General features: G+C 64.4%; 13 protein-coding genes and 1 other RNA gene. 11 read left to right on the top strand and 3 right to left on the bottom strand.

Going from position 1 to position 14,825, the window contains the following annotated elements; genetic code table 11:
* The first annotated feature begins 31 nt into the window (after positions 1-31).
* The 6 genes from ffs to folB all read left to right on the top strand — a co-directional run bounded on the left by ffs (position 32) and on the right by folB (position 4,471).
* Positions 32-129, top strand: an RNA gene (gene ffs, locus FLP30_RS04025) — signal recognition particle sRNA small type.
* A gap of 83 nt (positions 130-212) precedes the next feature.
* A complete protein-coding gene (locus tag FLP30_RS04020; RefSeq protein WP_149278690.1) occupies positions 213-2,222 on the top strand; it encodes a DNA polymerase III subunit gamma/tau in 2,010 nt (669 codons plus the stop codon).
* 80 nt (positions 2,223-2,302) lie between these two features.
* Positions 2,303-2,626 (top strand): YbaB/EbfC family nucleoid-associated protein, encoded by a 324-nt coding sequence (locus tag FLP30_RS04015; RefSeq protein ID WP_149280204.1) that lies wholly within the window; start codon positions 2,303-2,305, stop codon positions 2,624-2,626.
* Positions 2,627-2,649: 23 nt separating this feature from the next.
* Positions 2,650-3,246, top strand: a complete 597-nt coding sequence (recR, locus tag FLP30_RS04010) for a recombination mediator RecR (RefSeq protein WP_149278689.1) — start codon at positions 2,650-2,652, stop codon at positions 3,244-3,246.
* A 22-nt stretch (positions 3,247-3,268) separates the two neighbouring features.
* On the top strand, positions 3,269-4,069 hold the full coding sequence (locus tag FLP30_RS04005) for an SDR family oxidoreductase (RefSeq protein WP_149280203.1): 801 nt from the start codon (positions 3,269-3,271) through the stop codon (positions 4,067-4,069).
* Positions 4,070-4,072: 3 nt separating this feature from the next.
* Positions 4,073-4,471 carry a dihydroneopterin aldolase gene (folB, locus tag FLP30_RS04000; RefSeq protein ID WP_149278688.1) on the top strand — a complete coding sequence of 133 codons (399 nt, stop codon included), beginning with the start codon at positions 4,073-4,075 and terminating at the stop codon, positions 4,469-4,471.
* Between the two features lie 99 nt (positions 4,472-4,570).
* Here the strand turns inward: folB and FLP30_RS03995 are convergent, their stop codons facing one another.
* Positions 4,571-4,900 (bottom strand): TIGR02300 family protein, encoded by a 330-nt coding sequence (locus FLP30_RS03995; RefSeq protein WP_149278687.1) that lies wholly within the window; start codon positions 4,898-4,900, stop codon positions 4,571-4,573.
* Positions 4,901-5,145: 245 nt separating this feature from the next.
* On the opposite strand from FLP30_RS03995, the gene aroA reads away from it, so the two are divergent.
* The 3 genes from aroA (at position 5,146) to rpsA (ending at position 9,145) form a co-directional block, all read left to right on the top strand.
* A complete protein-coding gene (gene aroA, locus FLP30_RS03990) occupies positions 5,146-6,492 on the top strand; it encodes a 3-phosphoshikimate 1-carboxyvinyltransferase (RefSeq protein WP_149278686.1) in 1,347 nt (448 codons plus the stop codon).
* The gene (locus FLP30_RS03985; protein ID WP_149278685.1) at positions 6,489-7,142 is read left to right on the top strand and encodes a (d)CMP kinase; all 654 of its coding nucleotides are present in this window, start codon (positions 6,489-6,491) and stop codon (positions 7,140-7,142) included. Before aroA ends, FLP30_RS03985 begins: the two co-directional genes overlap by 4 nt.
* Before the next feature lie 284 nt (positions 7,143-7,426).
* Positions 7,427-9,145, top strand: a complete 1,719-nt coding sequence (gene rpsA / locus FLP30_RS03980; protein WP_149278684.1) for a 30S ribosomal protein S1 — start codon at positions 7,427-7,429, stop codon at positions 9,143-9,145.
* Positions 9,146-9,443: 298 nt separating this feature from the next.
* On the opposite strand, the gene rdgB is transcribed toward rpsA, so the two are convergent.
* Together rdgB and rph are read right to left on the bottom strand one after the other, a co-directional pair.
* Positions 9,444-10,043, bottom strand: a complete 600-nt coding sequence (gene rdgB / locus FLP30_RS03975) for an RdgB/HAM1 family non-canonical purine NTP pyrophosphatase (RefSeq protein ID WP_149278683.1) — start codon at positions 10,041-10,043, stop codon at positions 9,444-9,446.
* Position 10,044: 1 nt separating this feature from the next.
* The gene (rph, locus tag FLP30_RS03970; protein ID WP_149278682.1) at positions 10,045-10,773 is read right to left on the bottom strand and encodes a ribonuclease PH; all 729 of its coding nucleotides are present in this window, start codon (positions 10,771-10,773) and stop codon (positions 10,045-10,047) included.
* A 130-nt stretch (positions 10,774-10,903) separates the two neighbouring features.
* On the opposite strand from rph, the gene hrcA reads away from it, so the two are divergent.
* Together hrcA and FLP30_RS03960 are read left to right on the top strand one after the other, a co-directional pair.
* The gene (gene hrcA, locus FLP30_RS03965) at positions 10,904-11,977 is read left to right on the top strand and encodes a heat-inducible transcriptional repressor HrcA (RefSeq protein ID WP_149278681.1); all 1,074 of its coding nucleotides are present in this window, start codon (positions 10,904-10,906) and stop codon (positions 11,975-11,977) included.
* A 116-nt stretch (positions 11,978-12,093) separates the two neighbouring features.
* Positions 12,094-14,790, top strand: a complete 2,697-nt coding sequence (locus FLP30_RS03960) for a penicillin-binding protein 1A (protein ID WP_149278680.1) — start codon at positions 12,094-12,096, stop codon at positions 14,788-14,790.
* Positions 14,791-14,825 lie beyond the last annotated feature (35 nt).

The following is a 14,825-nucleotide window of genomic DNA, read 5'->3' as shown; positions in this document are numbered from 1 at the left end:
GGCAGGGCATTTTGGTGCTAGGAGTGGAACCGGAAAGTCGGCAGTGGACGGATACCTTGCCAAACCGGTCAGGTCCGGAAGGAAGCAGCCATGACAAGTTTCGTCCGGGTCACGGTCTGGCTTTCCACCTGGTGCTTCGCTCCCTGTAGCGCACCTCTCCTTTCAGTCGCCCGGCGACAGCTCAGGCGCACAGTTCCATTTTCGGGCAAGGCATGAACCAGCAGGCAGACCCGCAGCATCCGCAGGATGAGGGCCTCCCCTGTCCTGAACCGGAAGGCCCCGGTCTGTTCGGTGATGACACTCCCCCGGCTCCCCCACCCCCGCCGTCAGAGCCATCTACTTCTGGCTCCGCCGTGGAATACCGGGTGCTGGCCCGCAAATATCGTCCTACCACCTTTGATGACCTGATTGGCCAAGAGGCCATGGTCCGCACCCTGCGGAATGCTTTTGCGCTGGGCCGGGTCGCGCATGCCTTCATGCTGACAGGGGTGCGGGGTGTGGGTAAAACCACCACAGCCCGCATTATTGCCCGTGCGCTTAACTGCACAGGGCCAGATGGCACGGGTGGCCCCACAGCAGACCCCTGCGGCGTGTGCCCCAACTGCGTAGCTATTCTGAACGACCGGCACCCTGATGTGCTGGAAATGGATGCCGCGTCGCGCACAGGCGTGGACGACGTGCGCGAAATTATCGAGGCCACGCGCTTCCGCCCCATGCAGGGGCGGATGAAGGTGTTTATCATTGACGAAGTGCATATGCTCTCGCGCAATGCCTTCAATGCCCTGCTGAAAACGCTCGAAGAACCACCGGCTCAGGTCACCTTCATTTTTGCGACGACCGAACTGCGCAAGGTGCCGGTCACGGTCCTGTCACGCTGCCAGCGGTTTGACCTGCGCCGTGTGCCACAGGCTGATCTGGCGGCGCTGTTCGGGCGGATTGCGGATAAGGAACATGTCCGTCTGGCGGCCGATGCTCTGGCGCTGATTGCCCGTGCTGCCGATGGCTCGGTGCGGGACGGGCTGTCCCTGCTGGATCAGGCCATTGCCCAGGGGGCAGGCCGTACCGGGGCAGATGGTGTGATTGAGGCGCATGTTGTCAGCGACATGCTGGGCCTTGCCGACCGCGAAGTCGTGTTTGACATGCTGGAGGCCGTGCTGACAGGCCAGCCCGCACAGGCACTGGGGCTGATGGATGCCGCCCATGCCCGTGGGGCCGACCCCGGTCTGGTGCTGGGTGACATGCTGGAGCTTGTGCATGCCATTTCGCGCCTGCGGGCGGTGCCGGGCCTGTCGCAGGCGGCAGATATGCCAGAGGCCGAACGGGTGCGCGGCGGGCAGATGGCGGGCACCTTTACCGTGCCCGTGCTGATGCGGGCATGGCAGATGCTGCTCAAAGGCGTGCAGGAGATTGAAGCGGCCCCCGACCGCAGGGCCGCCGCCGATATGGTGCTGATCCGCCTGTGCTACGTGGCTGATCTGCCCTCCCCTGAAGACCTTGTTCGCCGCATTGGTGCGGCAGGTGGGCCAACGGGTGGGGGTAGTGGTGCGGCTATCGAGGCTGGTGCTGCTGCACCACAGGGGGCAACAGCCCGACAGAGGCCCGCACACGGCCCTGATGGTGGTGGCGCGGATACGCGCCCCCGACTGATGGTGGCAGGGGGTGCGGATGTCGTCATGGCAGCAGTCCCCGTTGTGCAGGTGGCACATGCCCCTATGGAGGAGCCTCAGAGTTCCCCGCAGCCCGCAGCCATGCCCCGAAGCTGGCGTGAGGCCGTGGCTCTGGTCAAGGACGAGCGTGAGGCCATTCTGCACGGGCACCTGCGGCATGCGGCGCATGTTGTCAGCTTTGCACCGGGGCAGGTGGTGGTGCGGTTTGAACCAGGTGTGCCGTCCGATGCCACGCAGCAGTTCCGCCGCGTGCTGGAGCGGGCAACAGGCCAGCCATGGCGCGTGACCCTGTCCGATGCGCCGGGGGAGCCTACGCTGGATGCCCAGGGGGCGGAAATTATCCAGTTCCGCCGCCGGGAGGCCGCCGAGCACCCGCTGGTGCGGGCGATCATGAACACATTCCCCGATGCTGAGTTGGGGGAGGTGCGCGACCACGGGCTGGACGACTACGGCCTGCCGCCTGAGGAGCCGCCAGAACTCCTGTTTGCGCCGCTTGACGCGGCCTTTCTTGATGACGATGAACGGCCCTATGATCCGGGCCTTTCGCCGGACTGACCTGGGAAGCCTGAGTGCTGGCGGGGCTGTCATGGCCGTGCCAGTCCGTTTTTGTGCTTCCTGAACCCAAGGGGATAATGATGAAAAACCTTGCGTCACTGATGAAACAGGCCTCGCAGATGCAGGCCAAGATGGAAAGCATGCAGAGCACGCTCGAGGGCATGAGCATCGAAGGCTCGTCCGGTGCGGGCATGGTGACAGTGGTGCTGAGCGGCAAGGGGGACATGCGCTCGATTCGGATCGACCCCAAGCTGGCCGACCCGGAAGAAATGGAAATGCTGCAGGACCTGATCATGGCGGCCTGCGCAGATGCCCGCCGCAAGCTGGATGAAAAAGCGTCGGAAGAAATGCAGAAGGTAACGGGTGGCCTCAACCTGCCGCCGGGCCTCAAGCTGCCGTTCTGACCCATAGCGCGGTAGCCAGCGACATGGGTGGCCAGGAGATAGAGCAGCTTATCCGCCTTCTGGGGCGCCTGCCGGGCTTTGGCCCGCGCTCGGCCCGCAGGGTGGCGCTGTACCTGCTGCGTGACCCGCAGGGCCGCCTGCTGCCGCTTGCCCGTGCGCTGGAACGGACGGGGGCTGCCGTACGCACCTGTTCGACCTGCGGCACGCTGGACACGGTTGACCCATGCCATATCTGCGCCGACCCGCTGCGCGACCACGGGCTTGTCTGCGTGGTGGAAACGGTTGGTGACCTCTGGGCGCTGGAGCGTGCCGGGGTGCACTGGGGCGTGTACCAGGTGCTTGGCGGCACCCTGTCCCCGTTGGCGGGCATGGGGCCGGAGGATCTGAATGTGGATTCGCTGCTGCGCCGTGTCGAATCCGGCGAGGTGCGCGAGGTTATTCTGGCCCTGGGTGCCACAGTGGAAGGGGCCGCCACCATGCACTGGCTGATGGATGCCCTGGGCCAGCACGCCGGGGTGGTCGTCAGCCGTGTGGCGCAGGGCGTGCCCATGGGGGGTGCGCTGGACGTGCTGGATGATGGTACGCTGGCCGCCGCACTCGGTGCCCGCCGCCCTGCCTGATACTGACGGAGACCCCCTTGCCATGACACTGGATATCTTTCCCATAGAGACCGCCATTGCGCGCCGCGCGCTGGTTACGGGCGGTGGGGCACGGCTGGGGCAGGCCATTGTGCTGATGCTGGCCGATGCCGGGTTTGACGTGGCCATTCACCACCGGGGCGGGGCCGATGCTGCCGCCCAGACGCTGGAGGCTGTCCGGGCACGGGGGCGGCAGGGCTGCCTGTTGCAGGCCGATCTGGCGGAGGAGGGCCAGACCCAGCAGCTTGTGGCCGAGGCCCAGCGTGTGCTGGGCGGCCCGCTGGGGGTGCTGGTCAACAATGCCTCCACCTTCGAGCGGGATGAATGGGACGATGTCTCGCTGGAAAGCTGGATGTCGCACATGAAACCCAACCTGCGCGCACCTTTTGTGCTGACTCAGGCCTTTGCCAAGGCCATGCCTGCTGACGGGCGGGGCATGGTGCTGAATATGCTGGACGAGCGCGTGTGGTCCCTGACCCCGCATTTTGTCAGCTACACGGTTTCCAAAAGTGCGCTGTGGACCCTGACCCGCACCATGGCCCTGGCCCTTGCGCCGCGTGGGATTCGCGTTAACGCCATTGGCCCCGGTCCCGCCCTGCCCAGCACACGCCAGACCGAGGAACAGTTTGCCCGGCAGTGTGCCTCTGTGCCGCTGGGGCATGGTACATCGCCTGAGGAAGTGGCGCGTGCGGCCCTGGCCTTGCTGGCCCTGCCGTCCGTGACCGGGCAGATGCTGGCCCTTGATGGCGGGCAGCATCTGCAATGGTCTCCGGTTATGCCCGCTGGCACCGCTCTGGAAGAATAGAACATGTCCATTTTTGCTCCCTGGGCGGACCAGCCGCCCCTGCGCTGCCTGTTTTTGCGCAACATGGTGCTTGACGCGCATATCGGGGTGTTCCCGCATGAGCAGGGCGTGACACAGCGTATCCGCGTGTCGGTCCATTTTGGTGTGGAGGACAGGACAGACCTGCAAACCGGCGCCGACGACCTGAGTCGCACGGTGTCGTATGAGCCCGTGGTGCAGCTCGTGCACCGCATTGTGCGCGAAGGGCATATCCGGCTGGTGGAAACCCTGGCCGAACAGATTGCCGCCGGTGTTCTGGCCGAGCCGCGTGTGCGGGTTGTGCGGGTCAGAATTGAAAAGCTGGATGTCTTTGAGGAAATCGAGGGCGTGGGCGTGGAAATCGAACGCCGCCCGCAGGCATAAAAAAACCCGCCTGTCAGGGCGGGTTTCTATCAGCCCCGTGGCCCTGCATTGCAGAAGGTCAGGGGCTGGTGGCTGGCGTGATGCCAGCCGGAAGCGTGATCAGGCTTCGTGATCTTCCGAATCGGTGCTGACATCGATGTCGGAGCTGATGTCGTCATCGTCGTCGTCCAGATCGGCGGTGTCTTCCATCACATCATCATCATCGTCGTCGGTATCGGTGTCGAGATCGATATCCTCATCCGTGTTCTTGGGGGGCGGGGCGCTGACCGTGCTGGCGGGCAGGCCGTCCATGCTGCGGCGCAGGCGCGGCACCAGAACGGGCTGTTCCGCGCCGCATTTGGGGCATACGGCGGGGGCGCGGTTCAGATCATAGAAGCGGGCACCGCAGGAGACGCAGACGCGTTTGGTGCCGAGATCGGGCTGGGACATCTTGCTACCTGTCGATCCTGAGCAGACGTTTGAGGGGGTGGGGCACCCCCCGACACGGACGATCGCCCCGGCACAAGCCACCGGACACGAATCGACCAGACTATTGAAGCGAGGCCAATGCCACTGCGCGCGCGCTCCTGTCAAACCCGAGTTTTTGCATGGGCCTGTTTTTTCCCTGCTGATCGGAAGGTTTTTGTGTGCCAGCGCGGATTGACTTGTTACCCGCAGCCCGGAAAGAAAAGAGCATGACACACGAACCCTCCTCCTCCCATCCGCTGCGGGTGGCACGTGCCCGGCAGCCGCTGTCTGGCGCCATCCGCGTGCCGGGCGACAAGTCCATAAGCCACCGTGCGCTCATGTTCGCGGCCCTTGCGCGGGGGGAAACCCGCATTACCGGCCTGCTGGAAGGGGAGGACGTGCTGCGTACCGCCACCGCCATGCGCGCCCTGGGGGCCGCCCCCGTGCGGGACGAGGCAGGGACATGGCGGGTCACGGGGCCGGGTGTTGGCAGGCTGAGCGAGCCGGAAGATGTGCTGGACATGGGCAATTCGGGCACGGCTGCACGGCTTTTGTCGGGTATTCTGGCCAGCCACGGGCTGACATCGGTCATGAGTGGGGACGCCAGCCTGCGCAAGCGGCCCATGAAGCGTGTGATGGACCCGCTGGCCGCCACAGGGGCGGTGTTTCTTGCGCGTGAGGGCGGGCGCCTGCCCATGGCCATTCAGGGCCGGGCTGACCCGGCCCCGCTGGATTACTGCCTGCCGGTGGCATCGGCCCAGGTGAAATCGGCAGTGCTGCTGGCCGGGCTGAACGCGCAGGGCGAAACCCGGGTGGAAGAGCCCGTGGCCACGCGTGACCATACGGAAAACATGCTGCGCCATTTCGGGGCCGAGGTGGTGGTTGAAAAAACACCCACAGGCGGGCGGATCATCCGCCTGAAGGGGCGGCCTGACCTGGTGGCGCGCGATATTGCTGTGCCGGGTGACCCGTCCTCCGCCGCCTTCCCGTTGGTGGCAGCACTTCTGGTCTCGGGGTCGGATGTGCAGATCACGGGTGTGGGCCTTAACCCGCTGCGCACCGGGCTGTTCACCACCCTTGTGGAAATGGGGGCTGCCCTCGAGATCACAAACATCCGCACCGAGGGGGGGGAACCCGTGGGCGACCTGCGCGCCCGTGCCTCTGCCCTGCATGGGGTGGATGTGCCCGCTGCACGCGCACCGTCCATGATTGATGAATACCCCATTCTGGCCGTTGCTGCCGCCCATGCCACTGGCCCCTCGCGCTTTCGTGGCGTGGAGGAACTGCGCGTGAAGGAAAGCGACAGGCTGAGTGCAACCGTCGCCCTGCTGGAAAACAACGGCGTGCGGACCACAGTTGAGGGGGATGACCTGATCGTGCATGGCACGGGCGGGGACATACCCGGTGGCGGGCAGGTGCAAACCCACATGGACCACCGGCTGGCCATGAGTGCTACGGTTCTGGGTCTGGTCGCCGCGCAGCAGGTGGAAATTGACGATACGGGTTTTATCGACACCAGCTTCCCCGGTTATCTGGCGCTTATGAACAGCATTGGCGCGGGGTTCTGGATATGAGCCAGGGTGGACCTGTTATTGCGGTTGACGGCCCCGCTGCTGCTGGCAAGGGCACGCTGGCCCGCAAGCTGGCCGAGGCGCTGGACCTGCCCTATCTGGACACCGGGCTGCTCTACCGTGCTGTCGCACGGCTGGTGCTGGATGCCGGGGCCAACCCGACCGACCCCGCCGAGTCCTTTGCGCATGCCCTTGTGGCGGAGGACACCCGCAGGCCCGACCTGCGCAGCCCTGAGGTCACACAGGCGGCAAGTCAGGTGGCAGCGCAGCCTGCGGTGCGGGCCGCTTTGGTCGAAACCCAGCGCCGTTTTGCCGCCGCCCGTGGGGGCGTGCTGGACGGGCGGGATATTGGCACGGCCATTTTCCCCAACGCGGATGTCAAACTGTTCATTACCGCCTCACCCGCCACACGGGCGCTGCGGCGTTTCCTGCAAACCGGGGGGGACAGCACCGCCCCGGATGCGCAGGAAAAACTGCGCGTGATGGAAGAGGCCCTGGTGGCGCGGGATGCGGCCGATGCCGGGCGCGATACCGCCCCCCTGTGCATTGCGGCTGACGCCCATGTGATTGAGACCGATACGTCCGATGCCCAGACCGTGCTGGCCGAGGCCCTCCGCATTACTCGCGAGCGACTCGCCACACAGGCAGGTTAGGCCCACGCGCCCCCAAACCGGGCCGGGGGCGGCAGGTGGGCTGCTTTTTTGCCCCTCCCGCCGGTTTGGGTTGACAAAGCAAGCCCGCGTGGTCTCTGTGCACATCAGAAATCCTCCCTCTGAGGTGGATTTTCATGAAGAAGAACGAATCCGGCTCGGCAGGACAGCCGCAGGGGAAGTCCCCGGCGGACTGGCCGGGCAAGACGTGCCGTAGGACGCGGGGCGCAGGAATGGCCGGTCGGGCGCCAGCAGGCACCGGTCGGGCGTGGGATTAACTGTTACACATGGCTTCAGCCACAACCCAGACCACGGATCATTTCCGTGGCGAAGATTTTGCCAGCCTCCTTGATGAGACCCTGGGCCGCGACACCGGTTTTGACGGCTCCGTCGTCCGTGGCCGCGTTGTCCGCCTGACCGACGACCATGTGATTGTCGATGTTGGCCTGAAGAGCGAGGGCCGCGTTGCCCTGCGCGAATTCGCTCCCCCCGGCGTCAAGCCCGAAGTGCAGCCCGGCGATGTTGTGGAACTGTATGTCGAACGGTACGAAGACCGTGACGGCAGCATTGTTCTCTCCCGCGAGAAGGCCCGCCGCGAGGAAGCCTGGACCAGCCTCGAAAAAGCTTTCGAAAGCAACCAGCGCGTCAACGGCACCATCTATGGCCGCGTCAAGGGTGGTTTCACGGTTGATCTGGGCGGCGCCATGGCGTTCCTTCCCGGCAGCCAGGTTGACATCCGCCCCGTGCGTGACGTCGGCCCGCTGATGGGTGTGCCCCAGCCTTTCCAGATCCTGAAAATGGATCGCGCACGTGGCAACATCGTTGTCTCCCGTCGCGCCGTGCTGGAAGAAACCCGTGCAGAACAGCGCAGCGAACTGATCCAGGGCCTGACCGAAGGCATGATCCTGGACGGCGTTGTCAAGAACATCACCGACTACGGCGCGTTCGTGGACCTGGGTGGCGTCGACGGCCTGCTGCATGTCACCGACATTGCGTGGAAGCGTATCAACCACCCGTCCGAAGCCCTGCAGATCGGCCAGCCCGTGCGCGTGCAGGTTATCCGCTTCAACCCCGATACGCAGCGTATCTCCCTTGGCATGAAGCAGCTTGAGGCTGATCCGTGGGAGAACGTGGCCCTGAAGTACCCGCCGGGTGCACGTTTCACCGGCCGCGTGACCAACATCACCGACTACGGCGCCTTTGTGGAGCTGGAACCCGGTGTCGAAGGTCTGGTGCACGTTTCCGAAATGTCCTGGACGAAGAAGAACGTCCATCCGGGCAAGATCGTCGCGACCTCTCAGGAAGTGGACGTGATGGTTCTGGATGTGGACAGCGCCAAGCGCCGCATCTCCCTGGGTCTGAAGCAGGTTCAGCGCAACCCGTGGGAACAGTTCGCCGAAGAAAACAAGGTCGGCTCCACCGTGGAAGGCGAAATCCGCAACATCACGGAATTCGGCCTGTTCATCGGTCTGTCTGCGGACATCGACGGCATGGTGCACATGTCCGACCTGTCCTGGGACGAAGCTGGCGAAGAAGCCATGAAGGGCTACGAAAAGGGCCAGGTCGTGAAGGCCAAGGTTCTGGACGTGGATGTCGAGAAAGAGCGTATTTCTCTGGGCATCAAGCAGCTTCAGGAAGACCCGGCAGCTGACGCTCTGGCAAGCATCCAGAAGGGCAGCATTGTCACCTGCATCGTGACCGCGGTTCAGACCAACGGGATCGAAGTGAAGGTTGACGAAGTTCTGAGCGGTTTCATCCGTCGCGCCGAACTGGCCCGTGACAAGGCCGAGCAGCGTCCGGAACGCTTCGCCGTTGGCGAACGTGTGGATGCGAAGGTCATCTCCGTTGATCGCGTTGCCCGCAAGGTCGCTCTGACCATCAAGGGTCGCGAAATGGAAGAAGACAAGCAGGCCATCAACGACTACGGCTCTGCTGACAGCGGTGCATCCCTGGGTGATATCCTGGGTGCGGCTATCCGCCGTCGCAACACCGAAGGCGAAGGCTGATTTTATCAGCCTCGCCAGGATCGGGTTGGTGTGCGCAGGCACCCTAACCTGATGCGGTGATGTAAAGAGTGAGAAAATGGCGTCTTTCGGGGCGCCATTTTTTTTGTGCCCGTTACAAGGCGTGGTGCAGCATGGAGCGTGCAGGATACAGGCCAGCAGCAGCCGGGCCTTGGGGCACGGTCTATGGGGTAGATACGGTTTTGTGGGGCACAGGGGGCAGGCCCGCAAGCTTGTGGGCTGTTAGCCGCAGGCGGGGCCAGAGGTATGTGCTGGCAGCCCGCCCAGGTTTTACGTGATGTCAGGCCAGGCAGGCCGCGCGGAAGGCGGCAAAGGCGCGGGCGCGGTGGCTGATGGCGTTTTTCTGCTCGTCGGTCATTTCCGCAAAGCTGCGGGTTTCCCCTTCGGGTTGGAACACCGGGTCGTAGCCATGGCCATTGGTACCACGCGGCGGCCAGTTGATCTGGCCATCTACCCGGCCTTCAAAACACCAGGTCTGGCCATCGGGCAGGGCCAGGCACAGCACGCAGGTAAACCAGGCAGCCCGGTCGTCGGTGCCAATGCCTTCGTGAATACGGGCCATGGCACCGGCAAAGTCCTTGTCCGGCCCGGCCCAGCGGGCGGAGTAAACGCCCGGTGCCCCCCCAAGGGCCGCAACACACAGGCCGGAATCATCCGCCAAGGCAGGCAGGTTGGCCGCGCGGGCGGCGGCCTGCGCCTTGATAATGGCGTTGCCTTCAAACGTGGTGGCGGTTTCTTCCGGCTCGGGTAGGTTCAATGCCCCGGCGGAGACAACGGTAATGCCAAACGGGGCCATCAGGGCTGCAAATTCGGCCAGCTTGCCAGCGTTGTGTGTGGCCAGCACCAGGGTGCTGCCGTGGGCGAGGGTGGGGTTGGTCATGTCAGTGGCTTTCGGCAGCGGTTATGGCGGCATTCTGGGCGGCAAACAGGTCGCTCACGCCAATGCGGGCCAGGGAGAACAGGGCTTCGAACTGTTCTTGCGTAAAGGGGGCATGTTCTGCCGTGCCCTGTATTTCCACAATCCGGTTGTCGGCGGTCAGGACAAAGTTGGTATCGGCGGCGGCGGCGCTGTCTTCCGCGTAGTCCAGGTCCAACACGGCCCCGGTTTCCGTCAGCCCGCAGGAGACTGCCGCCACCTGCCCGTGTAGTGGCACCTGGGACAGCACACGGTTGGCCACCAGCCTGCCAAGGGCCAGCCGCAGCGCCACCCATGCTCCGGTGACCGAGGCACAGCGCGTGCCGCCATCGGCATTCAGCACATCACAGTCGAGGGTAATGCTGATTTCACCCAGTGCATTCAGGTCTGTGACAGCGCGGAGCGAACGGCCAATCAGACGCTGGATTTCCTGCGTGCGGCCCGATTGCTTGCCCGTGCTGGCCTCACGCGTGCCGCGGTTATGGGTGGCGCGGGGCAGCATGCCGTATTCGGCTGTCACCCAGCCCGACCCCTTGCCACGTAGAAAGGGGGGTACGCGGTTGTCCACGCTGGCGGTGCACAGCACCTCTGTGCCGCCAATGCGGATCAGGGCCGAACCTTCGGCATGGTGGGAAACCCCGGTTTCAATAACAACCGGGCGCATCTGGTTGGGGTGACGGCCTGAAGGGCGCATGGGTGCTCCTTGACGGGTCAGCAGTGGGTGGTGGTGTCCAGCACATAAAATGTTTGTGGCGCGAGTAAAACCGGCCACGACACGCTATAAGGGGGAAAGAGGAACTGCACGAGAAAGAAAGCCGGTTGTCATGAAGCACGCTCTGCTGTCTGCCGGAAGTGCCCTGCCGCCTGGGCTTGACCCGCGCTCGGCCACAATCTTGCGTGAAATTGTGGAGGAATACGTGGCCAGTGGGGAGCCCGTAGGCTCGCGCACACTGGCCCGGCGGCTGGACCAGCCCCTGTCCCCCGCGACCATTCGCAATGTCATGGCATCGCTGACCGAGGCCGGGCTTCTGTTCTCACCCCATACATCGGCCGGGCGCTTGCCGACGGAAAAAGGGCTGCGGCTGTTTGTGGATGGCCTGTTGCAGTTTGGCGCATTGTCCGAGGACGATCAGCGCGCCATCGGCTATTCGCTCGAGGCCCACGGGCGCTCCCTGCATGACACGCTGACCGAGGCTTCGGCCCTGCTGGCGGGCATGTCGGACGCAGCGGGGCTGGTGGTGGCCCCCAAGGGGGAGGGCGGCATCAAGCATATCGAATTCGTGGCGCTGGGGGGCAGCCGCGCCCTTGTCATTCTGGTGGGTGTGGATGGGCGTGTTGAAAACAGGGTCATAGAAACCCCGCCGGGCATGCCGCCCTCGGCCTTGGTGGAGGCCGCAAATTACCTGAACGCCCATGCCATGGGGGCGTCCCTGCCGGACCTGCGGCAGCGGGTCGGGGCGGATATGCATGGGGACAAGGCAACGCTGGACAGCCTGACAGCCGAGGTGGTGGAAAGCGGGCTGGCCATCTGGGATGCCGGGCGCGAGGGCGGGGGCGGCACACTGATCGTGCGCGGCCAGTCCCGCCTGCTGGTTGACCTGGACGGGCAGGAGCGCCTGCTGGCCATCCAGACCCTGTTTGACAGGCTGGAAGCGCAGGAAACCATGCTGCGTCTGCTCGAGTTGGTTGAAACGTCCGAAGGGGTACGTATTTTCATCGGGGCGGAAAGTGGGCTGTTTGGCACCACGGGCATGTCCGTCGTCATGGCTCCGGCGCGGAATGAGGCAAACAAGATCGTGGGGGCAATCGGGGTTATTGGCCCCACCCGGATCAATTACGGTCGTGTTGTGCCGGTGGTGGATTATACGGCGCGTATTCTGGGCGGCATGCTGGGCTGAAAACAGCCCGCCTCCATGGTGCCCGCGTATAGGCTGGTCGGAATTCCGCCACGATTGTGCGGGCAATCTGCACGATGAGGAAGACGACAGGAAACGGGAATGATAAAGAAACCGGTATGACACGCATTCCGCCCTCCGGTGACCCGGCTTCTCCTTCCAACCCTGATCAGGACCCGGCTTCCGCCCCGTCGCGGCGGATCATGCCTGTGCGGCCCCGTTTCCGGCTCTGGCGCACCCTTTTGGGCAGTGCGGCAGCGGTTGTGCTTGTGGGCAGTGTCGGCGGGGGTATTGTCCTGTGGGGGCAGTATCAGGGAATCGTGTCTGACCTGCCGACAGTCGAAGGGCTGCGGTCCTACCAGCCCCCGGTGATGAGCCGCGTTTACGCAGGCGATGACCAGCTTGTGGCCGAACTGGCGAACGAGCGGCGTATCTTCGTGCCCTACAGCGCCATTCCCGACAGGGTGAAGAACGCGTTTTTCGCAGCGGAGGACCGCAAGTTCTGGACCCATAAGGGGGTGGACCCCTTTGCCATTATCCGTGCGGGTCTGACCGACCTTACCCGTGGGCGTGGGCGCAGGCCCATCGGGGCGTCCACCATCACGCAGCAGGTGGCGCGTATCATGCTGCTGGGCAGCAATGCGGTCTCGATGCGCCGGAAGGCCAAGGAAGCCTTTCTGGCCATGCGGATCGAGCAGGTCCTGTCCAAGGAAAAAATTCTCGAAATCTACCTGAACGAAATCTATCTGGGCGAGGGCGCTTACGGGATCGGTGCTGCGGCGCAGACCTATTTTGGCAAGCCGCTTGATCAGTTGGATGATGCTCAGGCCGCGTTTCTGGCGGCATTGCCCAAGTCGCCCACCAACTATAACCCAGAGCGCTTTCCCGATGCCGCCATGGGCCGCCGGAACTGGGTGCTCGAACGCATGGTCGATACCGGTGCGTTGTCTGCCCAAGCCGCGCATGAGGCCGAGGCCGAACCTCTGGGCAACCGCAGCTTTACCCGGCCCGGCCCGGCCCCCGGCTCGGAATGGTTTGCCGAGGAAGTGCGGCGCGAACTGCTTGAGCGCTACGGGCAGGACACCACCATGCAGGGTGGGTTGGACGTACACACCAGTCTGGACCTGCCCTTGCAGCGTTCAGCGCAGATGATCCTGCGGCAGGGGCTGGTGGCGTATGATCGTGCCCATCGGGGCTGGCAGGGGCCTGTGCACCACCTGCCTGATATTGGCCCCGGCACTACCGAAGCCGAATGGACACGCGCCCTTGTGGCCGTACCTGCCCCGCCGGGCATGATCGACCAGTGGCGTCTGGCTGTGGTGCTGGATGCAGCCCATGGGCAGGTCGGTTGGCTGGAGGGCGGTGTGGCGCGCCGTGGCGCTGGTGGTGTGGCTCAGACAGGGCTTTTGCAGACCAAGGATATTGCCTGGGCCAAACGCCAGCGCGCCCTGCGTGAGGGTGATGTGGTCATGGTCGAGCCCCAGGCCACGGGCGGGCATGTGGCGCTTATGCAGGTGCCACAGGTGGAAGGTGCTGTGGTTACGCTGAATGCGCGGACAGGCCGGGTGCTGGCACTGGTGGGGGGGTGGTCTTTCCAAGCTTCCCAGTTCGACCGGGCAACGCAGGCCATGCGCCAGCCGGGTTCGTCCTTCAAGCCGTTTGTCTATCTGGTGGCCATGCAGCAGGGCCTGTCGCCCTCGCAGGAGTTTGACGACTCCCCGGTGTCATACGGCACATGGCACCCCAACAATTACGAAAAAGATTTCTGGGGCCCCACAACCCTGCATGATGCGCTGCGGGAATCGCGCAATCTGGTCACCATCCGTCTGGCCGCCTATCTGGGCATGAAGAATATTGCCGACATGGCCGAAAAGCTGGGTCTTGTGTCCTCCATGCCGCTGGTGCTGCCTGCTGCTCTGGGGGCGGTGGAAACCACGGTGCTGAAGGAGGCCGGAGCTTACGCCACGCTGGCGGCAGGCGGGCACCGGGTCAAACCGACCCTGATTGATGATGTGCATGACCGTGATGGCCGGGTGATCTGGCGTTCGGAATCCGGCCTGTCCCTGGTGCCGGAATCCATGGCCCAGACCACGCCGGGCAACACGGCTGATGCGGATGCGGTCAACCCCACCCATGCAGGCGACAAGGCCCCAGCCCCCGCTGCCCCTGTGGCCCAGGCTGTCGCCCCTCCGAACGAGAACGAACTGCCAGAAGTGCGTGATGACAGGCCCGCTGTCGCCACGCCGCAAAGTGCGTTCCAGATTACAACGATGTTGCAGGACGTCATCCGCCGGGGCACGGGCCAGCGTGCGGGTACTGGTATCGACAGCCCCATTGCAGGCAAGACCGGCACCAGCCAGAACTTTAACGATGCCTGGTTCTCCGGTTATTCGCCCGACCTTGTGACGGTGGTCTGGGTCGGGTTTGACACCCCGCGCTCTCTGGGCAGGAACGAGACGGGTGGCGCTATCGCAGGCCCGATCTGGAACCGGGTTATGAAAGTGGCGCTGGACGGCAGGCCCAAGCTTGATTTTGCCGTGCCCGAAGGTGTCACGCTGGTGCGTTACGACACCGGGCGCGGTGTGGCGGTGGATGCGTTCAAGCCTGATCAGGTGCCGGGCCAGAGCGTCAGCCTCTCTCATGCTTCGCAGGAGCTGACAGCGGCCGATACGGGGGCCGAGAACATGCCTGATTCCGAAAGCGATATGGCAGCAGGCAGCCCGGATACAGGGGGCGGCCCCGGTGCGCCCGATGCACCCAGCAGGCCCGGCCAGCAGCCTTCCGGGGGTGACATTGGCATGGGCGGCCTTTATTGAGAGCCCAGCCGTGGCTTTAAGTCAGCAATTTTCAG

This window comes from Acetobacter vaccinii (assembly GCF_008365315.1).
Classification (GTDB): Bacteria; Pseudomonadota; Alphaproteobacteria; order Acetobacterales; family Acetobacteraceae; genus Acetobacter; species Acetobacter vaccinii.
The sequence above is the reverse complement of the archived record's forward strand: the minus strand, read 5'-3'. Positions and strand labels throughout refer to the sequence as shown.